A 16172-nucleotide genomic window follows, 5' to 3' on the forward strand; every position below is an offset into this window, starting at 1 on the left:
GCACCATCCCGAATCGGGTCTGGCGCTGATCGGTACTGGCGCGTGAAGAAAGTCAGGCTGCGATCGCCGGCTCGTCGTGGACCACGACTTCAATCACTGGCGGCTGCTGAGGAACCGGGTCGTCCCTCATCTCGGACTTGAGGATCGCGACGGTGACAAACTGATAGTCACACGCCTTGCACGACCACAGAAACGAAACGCGATTGCGCTCTTGCTCGGTCCAAAGCGGCGAAGCGATCGGCTGGCCGCATTGAGCGCATGGATGTTTGTTGATGAGGACCCCGGACTTATAAGGCATGATACGCACCTCCCAGTCCGCGCAAACTAAAGTCGTATGCATACTCGTCAAGCGCATTCGTCGCTGCGTCGCGCAACGCAATGCGTCAGTATTTCAGACATGTTTTGCGATGAAATTATTCACGCCGTGTCGCTGCGACACATGCACGACAACGCGATGAACCAGTTACGTTGACGGCTCCACCGCGTATTGCGCGTCGGTCACATGCTCGAGCCATGTCGCGAAGCTGCCGTTCTCGGATTCCTGCATCGCGAGGTGAGTCATCAGGCTTGTCGGCGCGGCGCCGTGCCAGTGCTTTTCGCCCGGCGGAATCCACACCACATCGCCGGGGTTAATCTCGCGAACTGGCTGCCCTTCCGTCTGAACGCGGCCGGTGCCCGTCAGCACATACAGCGTCTGCCCCACCGGATGCGTGTGCCAGGCCGTGCGCGCGCCGGGCTCGAAGGTCACGCGCGTCGCGTTGAGACGACCTGGCGCGGGCGTCTCGATCACCGGGTCCTGCCACACCGTGCCGGTGAAATAGGACGCGGGCGCGCGCCTGGTCGGCACGGAGCCGGATGGCGTGATCTTCATGGGAAAACTCCGAAGTGATGGATCGCCGGGACCGGCGCCAAAACAGACGCTCAGTCTACGCGGCAATCCGGCAATCGGGGAGTTCTTATTTCAGCGCTGCGATGACGGCTCGTCATGCGTCTCTTGCGGATAGCGTATACCGCGCAGTTGCAGCTCGCGCTGGATGCGGCGCGTTTTTGATCTGGCCAGTGCTTCGACCATGCGATGCAGAACGAAATCGACGAGGTTCACCGCGCGCCGCGCATGGACGCGCAGCCGCTTCCAGTGGATCGTGGCGGAGTGGTAAACGATCGGCGGCGAATTCCGGCTGATCAGATAGGCGCGGTAATCGTCCTCGGCGTGGACGTTGCGTTTGTCGTCGCCTGTAAACAAAGCGGCCATGGCCACCTCCCGAAAAGCTGTCACGCAGATGCGGCGTGACAGCCGGAAGATGACCAGCCGCCCATAGGAATTCGAGACGGCCGCGCCGCCTTCGATATAGGAGCGATATAAAGGACGACGACGCCTTACGCGTCGAGCACCTTGTAGCGCCGGAAGATGCCATCCTCATTGAACGGAATCCGCCGATCGCTGGCGAGATAGGCCTTGATATTTGGCCGCGCCGCGACCCGGTCATGCAATTCGATCACGCGCGGCACCTTGCGCTCGAAGCGCCTCATGTTGTTCGGAAACGCGTAGCGCAGACCCTCGGCGATCTGGAACAGCGACAGGTCGGTGTAGCAGAGCCGCCGGCCGTTGAGATACGGCCCGCCGCTACCGCCGATCAGATGCTCGAAATAGCCGAGAAATTTCGGCACCCGCTCGCTCCAGAACTCAGATGTGCGCCTCTTCGCGGCGGGGCGCTGGTCTTCGTAATAAAGCGTCGGCCCGAGCGGATGATGCGTGTCGTGAACTTCAACCACGAAGTCCGCGATGGTCAGTTGAAGCTGATGCACCCAAAGCCGCTGCGCCTCGGCTTTCGGCGCAAGCCCGTGACGCACGCCGAGATAGAGCAGGATATTCGCAGTCTGCCCAATCACCAGCTTTCCGGCTTTCAGAAACGGCGGCGCGAATGGCGGCATCGCCCCGCACTTCATCATGGCCATCATCTTGCTTTCGCCGCCTCTGCCCCGTGCGACGTCGATGTAGTCGGCGCCCGCGTCTTCCAGCGCGAGCCGGACATATTCGCCGCGTCCCTGAATGGTCGGCCAGTAATAGAGCTCATATCGCATGGAGGCCTCACAAAAGATTCGACGCGGAGAGCGTCCGCGCCGAATGGTCAACGTCCGTGACTGCGATCAGTTCGAGGCAAAGCAGTACAGCAGCCCGTCACCGCCTGTGCTCTTCAGATCGTTCTGCGAGCATCCACCGTCCGGCCCGCGCGACGGGTGCGACGAATTCCAGGACTTCGAGGGTTCGTCGTCACGCAATCCGATCCGGTCGGAGTGACCGACGACTGCAGAGCCCTGCATGCTGCTCGTCCAGTTCTTGCAGGTCTTGTCGTCGGTTGCCGTGAAAGCCGTTCCGTCGGGTTGCGAGCCGGTGAGAACATCGTGGCGGTTCGGTGTATCGCCGCTGCCATTGATGACTTCGCCCTTCTCGCTCAGGGCGGACTGCTTGGTCAGCGCGTTGGGGCCGTGAAGATCGGCTACGTCCTTGGCGACCACCACACCCTTGGCATTCGTCCACGGGCCCTTGCCGATGCGATCACGCGCATTGATTGCGGGTTTGCCGTCGGCCGGCTGCGTTGAAAGATAAGCGCGCCAGGTTTTTGCGCCCGCCCCCGCGGCCTGCGCCAGCGTCTGGCACTGGTTGTCGGCGCCGGCGAGACCGCCAAGGTTCCCGCCATTCCCGATCGGCGTGCTGGTGATGAAGAAGGTCATGTTCGCCTGCTGCGCCTGAGCCGGCGCGGCGAGGAGCAAAAGCGGCGCTGCAATCATATAAAACTTGAGCATTCATCTCTCCCTGAAGTCTTTTTTGAACTATCCGGCGGTGATGCGCTGACAGGCACGCAAGATCAACACACAAGGCCGCGAGTTATTCCAGGACAGCGCTGCGCAAACGAAAAAGGCGCCGCGCATGCGCGACGCCTTCTCGATATTTGATCCAGCAAACAGATCAGGTCATCTGAATAGCCGACAGTTCCCAATTGCTGCCAGGACGACGCACGAACGTCCAGACGTCGGTGACCTCCTGCGGCGCATCGCTGCCTTCGACGATCTTGCCGCTGGCCCGCTCGATGGTCTTGTCGATCAAACCGTAACGCAGCGCGACGGTCGCGTAATCGGTCGTACCCTCACGCCAGGCTTCCGCAAGATCGCCCTGCAACAGCTTGACGTCGGAGACCTTGTTGATCACGCCGCGATTCTTGTTCGCGGTGAGATCTTCGGTGAAGTACGAGACCATTTCCGGCGTCGCCAGGGTGTGCAGCTTGCCGATGTCCTCGTTCGACCACGCGGTCTGGACTTCGCCGAGCAGCCGCTCGAACGCGTCGTAGTCGTCCGGCTTGATCTCAAGCGGCGCGTCGTTGGATCCGCCGCCCAGACCGAAGCCGAAGCCCGACCGCGCATTAGCCATCGGTCCTTGATCCTGCATCGGTGCAGGGCCCGGAGCGGCCGAAGCACTGGCATAGGCCGGCGCGTTGCGGCGCTTCCACCACGACATGGCGAGACGTACCACGAGGTAGATCAGGCCGATCTGAAGCATCAGACCGATGATCGACGACAGGCCGCCGAGACCGCTGAAGAGGCCGCCGCCGAACAGCATGCCGAGCAGACCGGCGCCGAGGAAGCCCGCGGCGAGACCGCCGAGCATGCCCATGCCGGGACGATTGAAGAAGCCACCGCCTGCGGGCGCCGCTGCCGGTACCTTCGCGCCGGGCTGAGTGATGGTGCGGTTCAGGGGCTGCGCGGCATTGGGCGCCGTCGGGGTGGATGGCGGCGCGGAAAATGTGCGCGTACCGCGGCTGCCGCCGCTACTCGGGCGGGCATCCACGGAAGATGAAATAGTAACTGCCAGCGGCATGGCGACGGCCATGACCACAGCAAGTGTTTTGATGACTGAGCGCAAGCGCTGCGACGAAATCATGTCTGTTCCCTCTCGGCCCTCAAGGGGCATTGATCCCCGGCTAGTGCCCTGAATCCGAAGTTCGCCTTATTTTGCAGCACGCTCCGTAGCGAACTTCGGATTCAAAGGGGCACTAGAACCTTAAAGTTCTAGTGTGGTTTTGGTTCGCAAGTCCGCAAATGACCGTGCTGCAAACATGTTGCGGACTTGCGAACCACCACACTAGTGGACAGGCCCATACATGGGCACCGGCGGCTGAAAGGGAAGCGCGTAGATGCCGCAGAGGCTGCGGCGCTCGGTCGCGGACGGGTGTTGGGCGGTGATTCGCCTGTCTTTGGAGGTGTTTATGACGGAGCTGTCATAGTTTCCTTCACCGAAGCCACAAGCTGGCTCAGCGTGAAGGGTTTTGGCAGGAAGTTGAACTGCTGGCCTTCCGGCAGGCTCTTCTCGAACGCATCTTCGGCATAACCCGACACGAAGATGATCCGTAGATCCGGATTCCGCTTTCGCATCTCGGTCAGCATGGTTGGACCGTCCATTTCCGGCATCACCACGTCGGACACCACGAGATCGACCGCGCCTTCCTCGCGCTCCAGCGCCTCCAGTGCATCCAGACCGTTCTCCGCCTCGATGACCGTGTAACCGCGCGAACGAAGACCGCGTGCATTGAGCGAGCGCAAACCGTCCTCGTCCTCGACCAGCAGGATGGTTCCGTGCCCGGTCAAATCCGGCGCGCGGGCTGGAGCCGGTGCCTGAGCCACTGCGCTGCTGGCAGCCGGGGCTTCCTGAACGGCTTCCACTGCCGGGAAATGCCGCGGCAGGAAAATCCGGAACACAGTGCCGCGTCCCTCGGCCGAGTCGACATAGATAAAGCCGCCGGTCTGCTTGACGATGCCGTAGACCGTGGAGAGACCGAGCCCGGTCCCCTTGCCGACTTCTTTGGTCGAAAAGAACGGCTCGAAGATCTTGTCGACGATATCCGCCGGAATGCCGCTGCCGGTATCGGTGACTTCGACCAGAACATAGTCCGCCGCCGGCATGCCCTTGTACTCGCCGCGCTCGGCGTCCTTCGCGGGCACGTTGGCGGTGCGAATCGTCAGCTTGCCGCCTTCGGGCATCGCGTCGCGTGCGTTCACTGCAAGATTGACGATAACCTGTTCGAACTGGGACAGGTCGGCCTTCACCGGCCACAGGTCGCGGCCATAGACGAATTCGGGCTTCACCTTCTCGCCCAAGAGGCGCTTCAGCAGCACATTGATGTCGGACAGCACATCGCCGATGTCGAGCACCTGCGGACGCAATGTCTGCTTGCGCGAGAACGCCAGCAGTTGCCGCACCAGCGCCGCGGCGCGGTTGGCGTTCTGCTTGATCTGCATGATGTCCTGGAACGACGGATCGGTGGGCTTGTGCGCGTTCAGCAGGAAGTCGTTCGCCATCATGATGGCGGAGAGCACGTTGTTGAAGTCGTGGGCGATACCGCCGGCGAGCTGGCCCACCGCCTGCATCTTCTGCGACTGCGCGAAGCTGTTCTCAAGCGTGCGCTTCTCGGTGGTGTCGAGCAGGTAGACGATCGCGGCTTCCGCATCGCGCGCGTCGTGTTCGACGGATGTGACGAAGAACTGGCCCCAGCGCTCCTTGGTGCTGTCCAGCATCGCCTCGACGGGGGGGATGTCACCCTGCCCGTCGGCGGCCTTGTTGATCGCAGCGACCAGTTCGCCGCGCTCGCGCTCATGCACCACCGCGAAGATAGATTTGCTGCCTGTCCCGGCCGGTGACAGGCTCTGGGTGAGTTTCGCGAACCGCGCATTGGCGCGCACGATGTTGCCCGCCTTGTCGACGGTCGCGATCGCCATCGGTGTGTGATCGAAGAAACGCATGAAGCGCACTTCCGCCGCGCGCTGGGGATCGGAATGATCGTCGCGCGCGCGGTTGATGACCAGCGTGCGGGACGCCCCGGGCGTGCCGTCGGCGCCGAACGCGAGCTTGTGATAGAGCCGCGCCGGCATGGTCTTGCCGTTGCGCATCCTCAGATCGAGGTCGAACACCTCGGTCTTCACTTCGCCCGGCTCCGGGACGATCAAGGTCAAGAGCGACGCTCCGTCGCCGGACATAATGTCGGCAACCTTCAGGCCGCCGGAACCGATCTCCGCGAGGTCGTAGTCCAGCCAGTTGGCTAGCGTCGCGTTGACGTAAACCAGTTCACCTGCTGCGTTGACCGAGAAGAAGCCGCAGGGCGCATGATCGAGATATTCGATGGCATGCTGCAATTCCTGAAAGACGTCTTCCTGCCGCTCGCGGTCGCGGGTGATGTCGGCCACCGACCACACCGCGAATTTCGACTGCCGCTTGTCGGTGCCCAGCGGACGGACGCGCATCCGCAGCCACCGGCCATGAGAGTTGCCGGCGCCCGCGACTCGGACTTCCTCCTGCTGGCGCTTGCCCTCGCGCGCGGCCTTGAGCAGGCGGAACACGGCTTCAGAGACATCGGGATTGCCGATAAAGACCCGCTCGACCGGACGTACATCGTTGGGGCCGGATGCGCCGGTCAGCGCCAGATAAGCCGTGTTGGCGTAGACGACATGGCCGCGCGGATCGGTCACCGCCAGCCCGTCGAACGCATGATCGGCGATCGGCCGCGTGATCGGGTCTTCCGCCAGACGATCGGCGAACCGCACAATCCCGGCGGCGAAGGCGAACAGCGTGAACAGTCCGACCATCGCCAGCAAAGCCAGCAGCACCAGGATATAAGGCTGGGCTTGCGTGCGGCCCAAAGTCATGAAGGCCACTGCCGCTGCGATGATCGCGCCGGCCACCAGCAGCACGAGAAAGATGCTGCCGCTCCGCCGGGCCGGCTCATGCACGGCGGCGAAAGAGGGACCAAGGTCGTTGCCCGTATCGGTTGTCATCTCAGCCTGTTCGCGCGTTCCGCAGAAGACGCGCAAGTCATTGTAATTCGCAGTCGACCGGCCTCTGAATGCCTGAATCTGGCATCCTTGTGGAGTGAATCGGACCGCTGGCGCAAGGCACATTACGTCCGTGCAGATGCACGCGCCAGACCCGGTTCCCCAAGGTCAACAACGGATCAGCCAAGGCCGGAAATCCTGCGCTTGAGCTTCATCACGTAGCCGATCACCTCGGCGACCGCGTGATAGTGCTCGACCGGAATTTCGTCATCGATATCGACAGTTGCATGCAGCGCGCGGGCCAGCGGCACGTTCTCGACAATCGGGATGTTGTTGGCCGTCGCGATTTCCCTGATCTTCAGCGCCAGCGCGTCGACGCCCTTGGCGACGCAGACCGGCGCCGGCATGCCGCGATCGTACTTCAGCGCGACCGCGTAGTGGGTCGGGTTGGTGATGATCACCGAGGCGGTAGGCACCGCCGCCATCATGCGCTTCTTCATCCGCGCATGGCGCAATTGCCGGATACGTCCCTTGATGTGGGGATCGCCCTCGGACTGCTTGTACTCTTCCTTGATCTCTTCCAGCGACATCTTCTGCCGCTCGAACCACTGCCGGTACTGGAACAGGTAATCCAGTGTCGCCACCAGCGCGAGCGCGGCCACGACCGTGCCCATCAACTGGACCGAGATGGTCTTGGTGACGTTCAGGATCGACATCGGGTCGAACCGGATCATGGCATCGAGACGGTGCCGCTCGGGCCACAGCACAAGGCACATCACCACGCCGAGCAGAACGACCTTGAAGAGGCCCTTGAGGAAATTCGCGCCCGCCTGCTTGCCGAACAGCCGCTGAAAGCCCGCCATGGGCGAAATCTTGCTGAATTTCGGGCTCAGCGGCTCCGTCGAAAAGACCAGCCGGTGCTGGATCAGGTTGCTGCCGACGCCCGCGATCAAAAGCAGCAGCAGCGGCACGCCGAGAACGCCGATCAGCATCAGTTCGATCTGGCTGAGCAGCGACAGCAAGCCGGGGCCATCGACGCGGATCTGATGCATGTTCATCAGCAGGTTGCGCATCGGCACCTCGATGCCCTTGCTGATTGATCCCGAGAACGACGACAGCAGCAGCGTCGACGCCGCGATCACGAACCAGGTGTTGACCTCCTGGCTCTTGGCGACATCGCCCTTTTCCAACGCATCGTCGAGACGTTTTTGCGTCGGGTCCTGTGTTTTTGATTCCTTGTCCTCGTCTGACATGCCCTGCCCTCAGCGCCGCGGCGCGAGTTCGTGGAGGACACCGCTGAAGTAGTCGAGGTAGGTGCCCATCATGGTGGCGATGATCGCCGCCAGGATCAGGAAGCCGCCGAGAATCGAAAGCGGCACGCCGACGAAATAGACCTGCATCTGCGGCATCAGCCGCGCCAGCACGCCGAGACCGAGATTGAAGACCAGGCCGAACACGATGAACGGCGCGGACAACTGAATGCCGATCTTGAATGCCGTCGCAAAGGCTTTGGTTGCCAGCGCGGCGACGTCGCCGCTCGACATCAGTTCACCCGGCGAGAACGCGTTGTAGCTCTCGTTCAGCGCCGCGATCACCAGATGGTGCATGTCGGTCGCAAACAGCAGCGTCAGCCCGAGCATGGTCAGGAAGTTGCCGATCAGCGCGCCCTGCTGGCCCTGCGTGGGGTCGATGGTCGTCACGAAGCCGAGGCCGAGTTGCTGGGCAATAACGGAACCGGCCACCGCCAGCGCCGACAGCGTCACGCGCGCGGTGGCGCCGAGCACCACACCGATGATGATTTCATGAACCATCAGCACCAGCAGCGGCGCGATGGAGGTCATGCTGACGGTATAGGCATTGCGATGCAGCGGTAGGATGATGAGCGTCAGCGCCAGCGCGATCGCAAGCCTGACGCGGACCGGAATATTGGCTTCGCCGAAACCGGGCAACAGCATCACCATGGCACCGATGCGGGCGAACACCAGCATGAAGGCCGCGGCGAGCGCCGGAAGCAGCGAGATGTCGATACGCATGGAAGACTTGCCCCGAGAAGACCTGCCCCGCCCCTGAACGACGTGTCCCTGAACAAGTCCCCGATCATGCGCTAGCCGCCGATGATTCGCGACGATATCCGCAGCATCTGGCTGTTCAGGGCGTCCGCCATGAACGGTAGCGCCAGAACAAGCGTCACGAAGATCGCGAGAATCTTCGGCACGAACACCAGCGTCTGCTCCTGAATCTGCGTCAGCGCCTGCACCAGCGAGATCGCAACGCCGACCACGAGGCCGACGATCAAGAGCGGCGACGACACCTTCACGATGGTCCAGATCGCATCGCGCGAGACATCGAGAACCTCAGCACCTGTCATTTCAATCCCCTGCCCGCAGGCTTTTCAAAACGAAATCAGATCGGCATCCGCATGATGTCTTCGTAGGACTGGATGACCTTGTCCCGCACCGACACCAGGGTCGACACCGCGACATCGGTTTCGGCGACTGCCGTCACCACATCCATGACGTTGGCCTTGCCCTGCGCCATGGCGATGGTCTGCGCGTCGGACTTGCGCCCCGCGTCCATCACGTTGCCGAGGGTTTCCTTGAGCAATGCGCCGAACGACACGCCGCCGGTATCGCCGGCCCTGGCGCCGCCAGCGGCCCCGCCGGCTGAATCCATGATTTTAGCGAGGCTTGCATAGGCATTGGCGGCGACTGTTGGCGAAGCCATGAGTTAATTCTCCCTGTCAGGCCTTGAGAATGTCGAGGGTGCGCTGGATCATGCGGCGCGTGGCGGAGATGATGTTGAGATTGGCTTCGTAGGATCGCTGCGCTTCGCGCATGTCGGTCATTTCGATCAGCGAATTCACGTTGGGGTACTTGACGTTGCCGTTGGCGTCCGCCGCCGGGTTGCCCGGCTCGTGCTTGACGCGGAACTCGGAATTGTCCGGCTTGATCTTTCCCAGCGTCACCACCCGTGAATCGAGCGTGCGGTCGAGTTCCGAGGAGAATGTCGGCACCTTGCGGCGATACGGATCGCCGCCCGCGGTCTTCGCCGTCGAGTCCGCGTTGGCGATGTTTTCCGAAATCACCCGCATCCGGCCCGACTGCGCGCGCAGACCGGACGTCGCGATGCTCATCGACCTGAGAAAGTCGTTGCCGTCGCTCATGCTGTGGCTCTCCTAGGCTGGATCATGCGCGTTACCGCTTCCCGATGGCGGTCTTCAGAAGCCCGAGGCTGCGGGTGTAGAGCGAGGTCGCCGCCGCATAGTCCATCTGGTTCGCGGAGACCTTCAGCATTTCATCTTCGAGATTGACCGCATTGCCTGTGGGCCGGGTCGTGTAGCCGCCGCGGCTGTTTGAGCTGAAATTCTCGCTGACACCGGCTGCCTGGATGTGCCCGGCGCTGGTGCGCGCCATGGACAGCGACGGCATCGCGCCGGTCACCGGCCCCACACCGCCCCGGTCGAACTTGGGTTCCACCAGATCGCGCGGTTTGAAGTTCGGTGTGTCCGAATGTGAAATGTTCTCCGCAAGTACCCGCTGCCGCTCCTGATGCCACTGCATCTTGGTGCGAAGCGCGGACAACATCGGAAGATCGGTGATTGCCATCGGCCTGCCCTCAGCCCGAAGCGCAACGCCCCAGGTAGGCAGAATTTGCCGTGTGTATGGTTAATAAGAGGTTAAGAACCGCCCGGACCCATTTTCGCCATGAATGGCCTTCAACGGACAAGCCATTGAAGTTCCGGCAAAAGAACGCAGAAGAACTATTTCGGATCGCCGCGCTTTAATAGGGTAATCATCCGCCGGCGGCAGCATTTGCCGCCAATAATTAACCGATAGCGCGCACTTACACTCAATTCGTCCCAAACTGCTTGTTTCGCGGCCAGTGACCTGCGAATCTGGCATAGATGCGAGTGTTGTTTGACGGGGACAGGACATGCCGCAAACGCTTTGGTTCTTCATCGCCTTCGTCATCGTTCTTGCGTTGATCGGAGTTGCCGCCTGGCTGGTCCGCCGGTTTGGCGGAAGCAGTCTCGGCTCCGGAGCCAGCCGGGGACGCATGCCTCGGCTCGCCGTCATCGACGCCGCAGCGGTCGACGGCCGACGCAGGCTGGTGCTGGTCCGGCGCGACAACGTCGAACACCTGCTGATGATCGGCGGCCCCGCCGATCTCGTGGTCGAACCCAATATCGTGCGCAGCATGCCGCAGCGCGATCAGGCAACGCCCCGAGGGCCTGCGGGAACCGAGCTTCCGCCGCGTCTGGCGCCCGACGCCGGATGGTCCGACAGCGAAGTCCCGCATACCGAGACTTTTGAACATCGCGAGCCCCTCGCGCCTGAACCGCCGCCGCGTCCGGTGCGCGCGCCCCATTTCGACGACACCCGCCGGCCCGCGGCTCCGCTGCCTGAGCGTCACAGCCCCGACGTAATGCCGAGTTTCGCGCCTGAACCGATGATCCGTCCGGAGCCCTCGCTGCGCCCCGAACCGATGCTGCGTTCGGAGCCCCGCGCCATTCCGCGAAGCGAGCGGAGCGAACCGTTGCCGCCGCGTATGCCGCGCTCAGGCGATGCTCCGAAAGCGCCGCCGCAGCCGCCACGTCCGCCGGCACGCCCAGCCGATCCCGCGCTGTCATCGGCCGATCAGAATCTCGCCGACATGGCGCAGCGGCTCGAAGCCGCCCTGCGCCGGCCCGGTGGCGACAACGCACCATCGATCGGCCCGGTCGAGCGGCCGGGCGCACCGCCGGTTGCTCCTGAACCTGCGGGAAATCGGCCGGTGCCGCGTTCCGAAGGCGCTCCGCGCCCGCCTGCTCCGCCGGCGCCTCCTCCGCCGCCCGCTCCGAAGGCCGCGTTCGAAAATCTTGAAGACGAGATGGCCAATCTCCTCGGCCGTCCAAAGCCTCCCGCGTGAGACCCTCGGCATCACCGCGTAGAGTTTTATTTTTTGCCAGTCTTGTCGCCGCCGCCGGATTCCTGATCGAACCGGCGAGCGCGCAGGATATCAGCATCAATCTGGGCCAGGGCAACGGCGGCGTCACCGAGCGCGCGATCCAGTTGATCGCGCTGCTGACGGTGCTGTCGATCGCACCGTCGATCCTGGTGATGATGACGTCGTTCACCCGCATCGTGGTGGTGTTGTCGCTGCTGCGCACGGCGCTCGGCACCGCGACCGCGCCGCCGAACTCGGTCATCATCGCGCTGGCATTATTCCTGACCGGATTCGTGATGGGTCCGGTGCTGCAAAAGGCCTACGACGACGGCATCAAGCCGCTGGTCGCCAACCAGATCACCGTTGAGCAGGCATTCGAACGCGGCACCGTGCCGCTGCGCGGCTTCATGCAAAAGAATGTCCGCGAAAAAGACCTCAAGCTGTTCATGGATCTGTCGGGCGAACCGCCGGCAGCGTCGCCTGAGCAGATGTCGCTGCGCATTCTGATCCCTGCCTTCATGATCTCTGAACTGAAGCGTGCCTTCGAGATCGGCTTCCTGCTGTTTCTGCCGTTCCTGATCATCGACCTCGTCGTCGCATCGGTCCTGATGTCGATGGGCATGATGATGCTGCCGCCGGTGGTGGTGTCGCTGCCGTTCAAGCTGATTTTCTTCGTGCTGGTGGACGGCTGGTCGCTGGTGGCGGGCAGCCTCGTGCAGAGCTACGGCGGCGGGTAATTCGAACTAGCGGGCGGACCTGACCCGCTTCAAACCAATGATCTCGGGCAAGGTGCCCGTCGGATTTGGATCGGCTTTGATTTCAGGCGGCAGCTTGGCGCGCGCCATTGCGTCGGGGAAGCGGCTCTTCATCTCGCGCAGGAAGCCATCGAGTGTGTCGATGGTCGCCGCCATTTTCGCGATCCGGGCAAAGTCGGCGCTGTTCGCCGTCGCCGGCTTCGACGCCACGTCGAAGGCCGTGCGATCGCTGCCGTCCATCTTCGGGCTGTACTTCTCGCGGAAACGCGCGAGGCCGATGGCGTCTTCCGCCAGCGCGTATCCGATAACGGCGCGAATGACGTCGCTTTTCTCGGTGGGCGACAGCGGCTGAAAATCGCGCCAGCGATCTCCGTAAAGCAGTTCGATCTGCTCGGCGGATTCGCGCCAGCGCCGCGACGCCCAGTAGATATCCGATCGAAGCCGGACCGCTTCGCGGCCGCTCACGTTCGAGATAATGTCGAGCGCCAGATCGTGTCGGCCGATGTCGGTCTGCGCCCGCGCCTCGAGCAGCAAGCGCTGCTGGCGAATCTCGCCGGCCAGATCGGCGATCCGCGTGGTCCGCAGCGCCGCGATGGCGCGCTCGGGCTTGCGGTTCATCAGATAGACCATCGCCAGCCGTGAGGCGACCTGCGCGCGGGCCGAACCTTCAAGCCGGTGATCGATCTGGTATTGCAGCAGTTCGCCCGCCTGATCGAGCAGATCGACCGCGACAAGGCGATCGGCCAGACGCCGGATCATTTCGTCACCGCGGCGGCCGATCGGCGTGAGATCGCGAAACTCATAGAACATCGCAAGCGCTTCGACGGGCGGAAGGTCTTCGCCCTTCGCGCCGTTGTAGATCTGCTCGAACAATGCCGACGCCTCGTCCTGCATTTTCCGCGATGTTTCGGAGTTCGGCTGCAGCATGGTCGCGGTGCGCACCGCGGCAAAAGCATCCTGATAACGCCCTTTTGCCGCGTAAAGCCGGCTCAGCATGTCCAGCGTTTTCACCTCGATGGAATCTCCGCGCCAAGTGGCTGAGATGGCTTCGAGGTCACGCAGGGCGTCGTCGTCGCCGATCTCGCCGCGCTTCTGGCGCAGTGCAATCTGGCGGACCTGCGCCTCGACCGCCGAGGGGCGGTCGGAAGATCCCGCGGCAGCCTCGAACGCGGCGAGCGCGTCCTGATCGCGGCCAAGCGCTTCGGCGAGACGCCCGCGCAACAGGGCGACCGCCGCCGCCTGCTCAAGTCCCACGCCGACGACATCCAGATCGTTGCTTCGCACGGCCGCGCCCGGATAGTCCCTCACCTCCAGCGACGCACGAAACGCATCCGCGATCACGATACGTTGCAGATCGAGCGGCAGCGCCGTGATCGCGAACTCGACATTCTTGAATTTCTCGCGTGCCTCAGCCCATTTTTCCTGCCGCGCCAAAGCGAGCGCCTTCCAGAGCTGGGAATCGACATTCGCTGTCACGAGGGGATTGGCGAGATCCGTCATCGCAAGCGCGGGGCGGCCCGCCAGTGTGCTGGCGACCGCATGAACGGTCAGCGACGGCGCGTCTTCCTCACCCGGTTTGATCTCCGAAAAAGCCAGGTCGAGAATGCCTTTTGCCTCGGGATACATCCCGCGCGCGAGATAGAACCGCGCAAGGTCGACATGGACGGGCAAGCGCGCCATTCCGGTTGCCAGTGCCGCCCTGGTCAGCAACTTGTTGCGCGTGGGTATGAACTCGGCGTTCTGGTAATCGCGCCATTCGGTGACGTCAAAGACCGGGCGAATAAGAGCAGCAGCGCGCTCCGGCGCGGCTGTCGCGGTCGATAACGTCAATCCTCCGGGCCGCGTCAGGGTCAGCGTATCGGACGAGATACCCGCGGTGATGTCGTCCGACTTCTGCTGGATGACGACGCCGTGGATCGATTCAAGCAGCGAGAACTCAACGAAATCCTGGCGCTTCATGAACCCGCGCGCCGGCGCGCCCGCCGTCATCACCAGCAGCAGATCGCCGGCATCGGGATCGTTCAGGCGATGAAGCTGTCCGGCTTTTGCGAGGCTGACGCTTACGCTGGCGCGCCCGGGATCGGCCATGTTGCGCGTGGCGATCAATGGTTGCGGCGGCGACAGCGCCTTGTCGGCAAGCACAAGAGTCCACGCGCGCTCGTCCCCTATCAGGGTCGCAAGCTGCGGACGGTTGAGCCGTATCCGCAGCGCGCGCCCTTTCGGCAAATCGGCCGGAACGGCTTCAGCGACGATCCATCCGCCCTCGCGACGGACGGCACTGGCATCGATCGCCTGATCGGTATCGAACACCAGCCAGATCGAGTCCGAACGGCGGAACACCGCCGCGGCGGTGGGATGGCTGAACGGAAATGTCAGACGGAAATCGTCACTGGTGAGTTTCGCCTCAACCGTTATCCCGGCGGCGGGCTTGACTGCGGCCATTTCGGGCGGCTGTGCTTTCACGGCAGGCGGCGATGGCGCCGACTGCATCTTCACAGGCGTTTCCGCAGCCGCGGCGGGCTTCGGCGCAGGCGCCGCGGCGGCCTCCGGCTTTGCAATGACCGCCTCCGTCTTCGCATCGGACGACGTCGCCGATGGCTTGACGTCCGCCGCTTTAACGTCGGGCTGCTTGACGTCGGATAGCTTGACCTCAGGCGGCTTCGTCTCGGACGACTTGGCATCCTGTGCCATCTGCCGCGCGATCTGTTCCGATGTCGGCTGGACTATCTCGCTGGCCTTGTCGCCGGGCACCGAGGATTTTGCCGGCGAATTGACTGTTTGCGGCTTCTGCGCCTGCTCGAAGGCGACGTCGACGACATAATTCTTTTCCTCGCGGAAAGCATGAATATCCGCCTCGCCGATCAGCGCGATATCGATGCGTGATCCATCGCCTTCGATCTTCTGGTTGATCGACGTGATATTCGCCGGCATCGCGATCTTCGCGTCAGCCAGATCGAACACCAGCGGCGCGGTGAATGACAGCGTGAATTTCTCCGTGCCCAATGAAGATGACACATTCACACCGTCGGGCATTTCAAAGACAAACCGGACGAAGGTCGGCTGAACCGATGCCCGCACGCGAACCGGCGGTCGCTTTCGCGCCTCATCCGCCGTCTTCTGCATGCGCAAGGCGCGTTCCGCCGCGAGCGCGCGCTCGGACAGCTCTTTCACAACTTCTGCCGGCAACGCCGGTGGAAGCCCGGTCCACTTCTCAGGCAAGAGATCGATGAACACACGCTCTCCCGCGGTCATCACGTTGACACTGACTTTCTGCGTCAGCGCCATGCGGATCGCGGTTCCGTCGGGATCGCGGCGAATCGACCCGACATAGGCTGGAACGGAATCCGCCAGGAGATCGATCGGAACATCGACGGACTTCTTGAACTGAATAACCAGGATCGCGCCCGCGACAATAACGTCGGTCGGAACGTCTTCCTTGAACTTGAGGATCAGACGGGCATAGCCGGGCTGCGCGGTCAGTGTCGCCTCGCCTTTCACAGGATCAGCCGGAGCAGATTCAGCCGCTGGGGAAAGGCAGGACAGCAGGACAGCCAGCGCAAGCGCCGATGGCCGCAGGCCACGGCAAAGCCTGTCCGCGAAAAACCAGGTTTTCGGCCCGGACGTTCGGGTGGGCTTGATGATGCCGGCGGCCTTGCAGGACATTCCCAACAC

At 62.9% G+C, this 16172-nt stretch carries 16 protein-coding genes; 2 read left to right on the plus strand and 14 right to left on the minus strand.

Going from position 1 to position 16172, the window contains the following annotated elements; all coding sequences use genetic code 11:
• Positions 1-52 precede the first annotated feature (52 nt).
• The 13 genes from AC1Q6J_RS06770 to flgB all read right to left on the minus strand — a co-directional run bounded on the left by AC1Q6J_RS06770 (position 53) and on the right by flgB (position 10424).
• Positions 53-298, minus strand: a complete 246-nt coding sequence (locus tag AC1Q6J_RS06770; RefSeq protein WP_492278545.1) for a hypothetical protein — start codon at positions 296-298, stop codon at positions 53-55.
• A 165-nt stretch (positions 299-463) separates the two neighbouring features.
• Positions 464-871, minus strand: coding sequence for a (R)-mandelonitrile lyase (locus AC1Q6J_RS06775; RefSeq protein WP_492278546.1), 408 nt, complete (start codon positions 869-871; stop codon positions 464-466).
• Between the two features lie 90 nt (positions 872-961).
• Positions 962-1252 (minus strand): hypothetical protein, encoded by a 291-nt coding sequence (locus AC1Q6J_RS06780; RefSeq protein ID WP_492278547.1) that lies wholly within the window; start codon positions 1250-1252, stop codon positions 962-964.
• A gap of 125 nt (positions 1253-1377) precedes the next feature.
• Entirely contained in the window at positions 1378-2082 is a 705-nt protein-coding gene (locus tag AC1Q6J_RS06785; protein ID WP_492278548.1) for a glutathione S-transferase, read from the minus strand.
• Between the two features lie 66 nt (positions 2083-2148).
• Complete coding sequence (locus AC1Q6J_RS06790; RefSeq protein WP_492278549.1) at positions 2149-2805, minus strand: lectin; 657 nt, start codon at positions 2803-2805, stop codon at positions 2149-2151.
• 163 nt (positions 2806-2968) lie between these two features.
• Complete coding sequence (locus AC1Q6J_RS06795) at positions 2969-3937, minus strand: Tim44 domain-containing protein (protein ID WP_492278550.1); 969 nt, start codon at positions 3935-3937, stop codon at positions 2969-2971.
• A gap of 323 nt (positions 3938-4260) precedes the next feature.
• Positions 4261-6822, minus strand: coding sequence for a cell cycle histidine kinase CckA (gene cckA, locus AC1Q6J_RS06800; protein WP_492278551.1), 2562 nt, complete (start codon positions 6820-6822; stop codon positions 4261-4263).
• Between the two features lie 176 nt (positions 6823-6998).
• Entirely contained in the window at positions 6999-8072 is a 1074-nt protein-coding gene (gene flhB, locus AC1Q6J_RS06805) for a flagellar biosynthesis protein FlhB (protein WP_492278552.1), read from the minus strand.
• A 9-nt stretch (positions 8073-8081) separates the two neighbouring features.
• Positions 8082-8852, minus strand: coding sequence for a flagellar biosynthetic protein FliR (fliR, locus tag AC1Q6J_RS06810; protein ID WP_492278553.1), 771 nt, complete (start codon positions 8850-8852; stop codon positions 8082-8084).
• A gap of 71 nt (positions 8853-8923) precedes the next feature.
• Positions 8924-9187, minus strand: a complete 264-nt coding sequence (gene fliQ / locus AC1Q6J_RS06815) for a flagellar biosynthesis protein FliQ (protein WP_006021413.1) — start codon at positions 9185-9187, stop codon at positions 8924-8926.
• Between the two features lie 35 nt (positions 9188-9222).
• The gene (gene fliE / locus AC1Q6J_RS06820) at positions 9223-9543 is read right to left on the minus strand and encodes a flagellar hook-basal body complex protein FliE (RefSeq protein ID WP_492278554.1); all 321 of its coding nucleotides are present in this window, start codon (positions 9541-9543) and stop codon (positions 9223-9225) included.
• A gap of 16 nt (positions 9544-9559) precedes the next feature.
• Positions 9560-9982 carry a flagellar basal body rod protein FlgC gene (gene flgC, locus AC1Q6J_RS06825; protein ID WP_492278555.1) on the minus strand — a complete coding sequence of 141 codons (423 nt, stop codon included), beginning with the start codon at positions 9980-9982 and terminating at the stop codon, positions 9560-9562.
• Between the two features lie 31 nt (positions 9983-10013).
• Positions 10014-10424, minus strand: a complete 411-nt coding sequence (gene flgB, locus AC1Q6J_RS06830) for a flagellar basal body rod protein FlgB (RefSeq protein ID WP_492278556.1) — start codon at positions 10422-10424, stop codon at positions 10014-10016.
• A 328-nt stretch (positions 10425-10752) separates the two neighbouring features.
• Between flgB and AC1Q6J_RS06835 the strand changes: the two genes are divergently transcribed.
• Positions 10753-11727, plus strand: coding sequence for a flagellar biosynthetic protein FliO (locus AC1Q6J_RS06835; protein WP_492278557.1), 975 nt, complete (start codon positions 10753-10755; stop codon positions 11725-11727).
• Positions 11724-12482, plus strand: coding sequence for a flagellar type III secretion system pore protein FliP (gene fliP / locus AC1Q6J_RS06840; RefSeq protein ID WP_492278558.1), 759 nt, complete (start codon positions 11724-11726; stop codon positions 12480-12482). Before AC1Q6J_RS06835 ends, fliP begins: the two co-directional genes overlap by 4 nt.
• A 6-nt stretch (positions 12483-12488) precedes the next feature.
• On the opposite strand, the gene AC1Q6J_RS06845 is transcribed toward fliP, so the two are convergent.
• Positions 12489-16163: a tetratricopeptide repeat protein gene (locus AC1Q6J_RS06845; protein WP_492278559.1), complete on the minus strand. Its 3675-nt coding sequence runs from the start codon at positions 16161-16163 to the stop codon at positions 12489-12491.
• Positions 16164-16172: the final 9 nt, after the last annotated feature.

This window comes from Afipia sp. MLSD5-FHT05B12, assembly GCF_058793355.1.

Excerpts from the sequence above, each read along its gene's own strand:
- AC1Q6J_RS06770 (WP_492278545.1), bottom strand. The coding sequence starts at position 298 with ATGCCTTATAAGTCCGGGGTCCTCATCAACAAACATCCATGCGCTCAA.
- AC1Q6J_RS06775 (WP_492278546.1), bottom strand. The coding sequence starts at position 871 with ATGAAGATCACGCCATCCGGCTCCGTGCCGACCAGGCGCGCGCCCGCG.
- flhB (WP_492278552.1), bottom strand. The coding sequence starts at position 8,072 with ATGTCAGACGAGGACAAGGAATCAAAAACACAGGACCCGACGCAAAAA.
- fliE (WP_492278554.1), bottom strand. The coding sequence starts at position 9,543 with ATGGCTTCGCCAACAGTCGCCGCCAATGCCTATGCAAGCCTCGCTAAA.
- AC1Q6J_RS06845 (WP_492278559.1), bottom strand. The coding sequence starts at position 16,163 with ATGTCCTGCAAGGCCGCCGGCATCATCAAGCCCACCCGAACGTCCGGG.
- cckA (WP_492278551.1), bottom strand. The coding sequence starts at position 6,822 with ATGACAACCGATACGGGCAACGACCTTGGTCCCTCTTTCGCCGCCGTG.
- fliQ (WP_006021413.1), bottom strand. The coding sequence starts at position 9,187 with ATGACAGGTGCTGAGGTTCTCGATGTCTCGCGCGATGCGATCTGGACC.
- flgC (WP_492278555.1), bottom strand. The coding sequence starts at position 9,982 with ATGAGCGACGGCAACGACTTTCTCAGGTCGATGAGCATCGCGACGTCC.
- fliR (WP_492278553.1), bottom strand. The coding sequence starts at position 8,852 with ATGCGTATCGACATCTCGCTGCTTCCGGCGCTCGCCGCGGCCTTCATG.
- AC1Q6J_RS06780 (WP_492278547.1), bottom strand. The coding sequence starts at position 1,252 with ATGGCCGCTTTGTTTACAGGCGACGACAAACGCAACGTCCACGCCGAG.
- AC1Q6J_RS06835 (WP_492278557.1), top strand. The coding sequence starts at position 10,753 with ATGCCGCAAACGCTTTGGTTCTTCATCGCCTTCGTCATCGTTCTTGCG.
- AC1Q6J_RS06785 (WP_492278548.1), bottom strand. The coding sequence starts at position 2,082 with ATGCGATATGAGCTCTATTACTGGCCGACCATTCAGGGACGCGGCGAA.
- flgB (WP_492278556.1), bottom strand. The coding sequence starts at position 10,424 with ATGGCAATCACCGATCTTCCGATGTTGTCCGCGCTTCGCACCAAGATG.
- AC1Q6J_RS06795 (WP_492278550.1), bottom strand. The coding sequence starts at position 3,937 with ATGATTTCGTCGCAGCGCTTGCGCTCAGTCATCAAAACACTTGCTGTG.
- AC1Q6J_RS06790 (WP_492278549.1), bottom strand. The coding sequence starts at position 2,805 with ATGCTCAAGTTTTATATGATTGCAGCGCCGCTTTTGCTCCTCGCCGCG.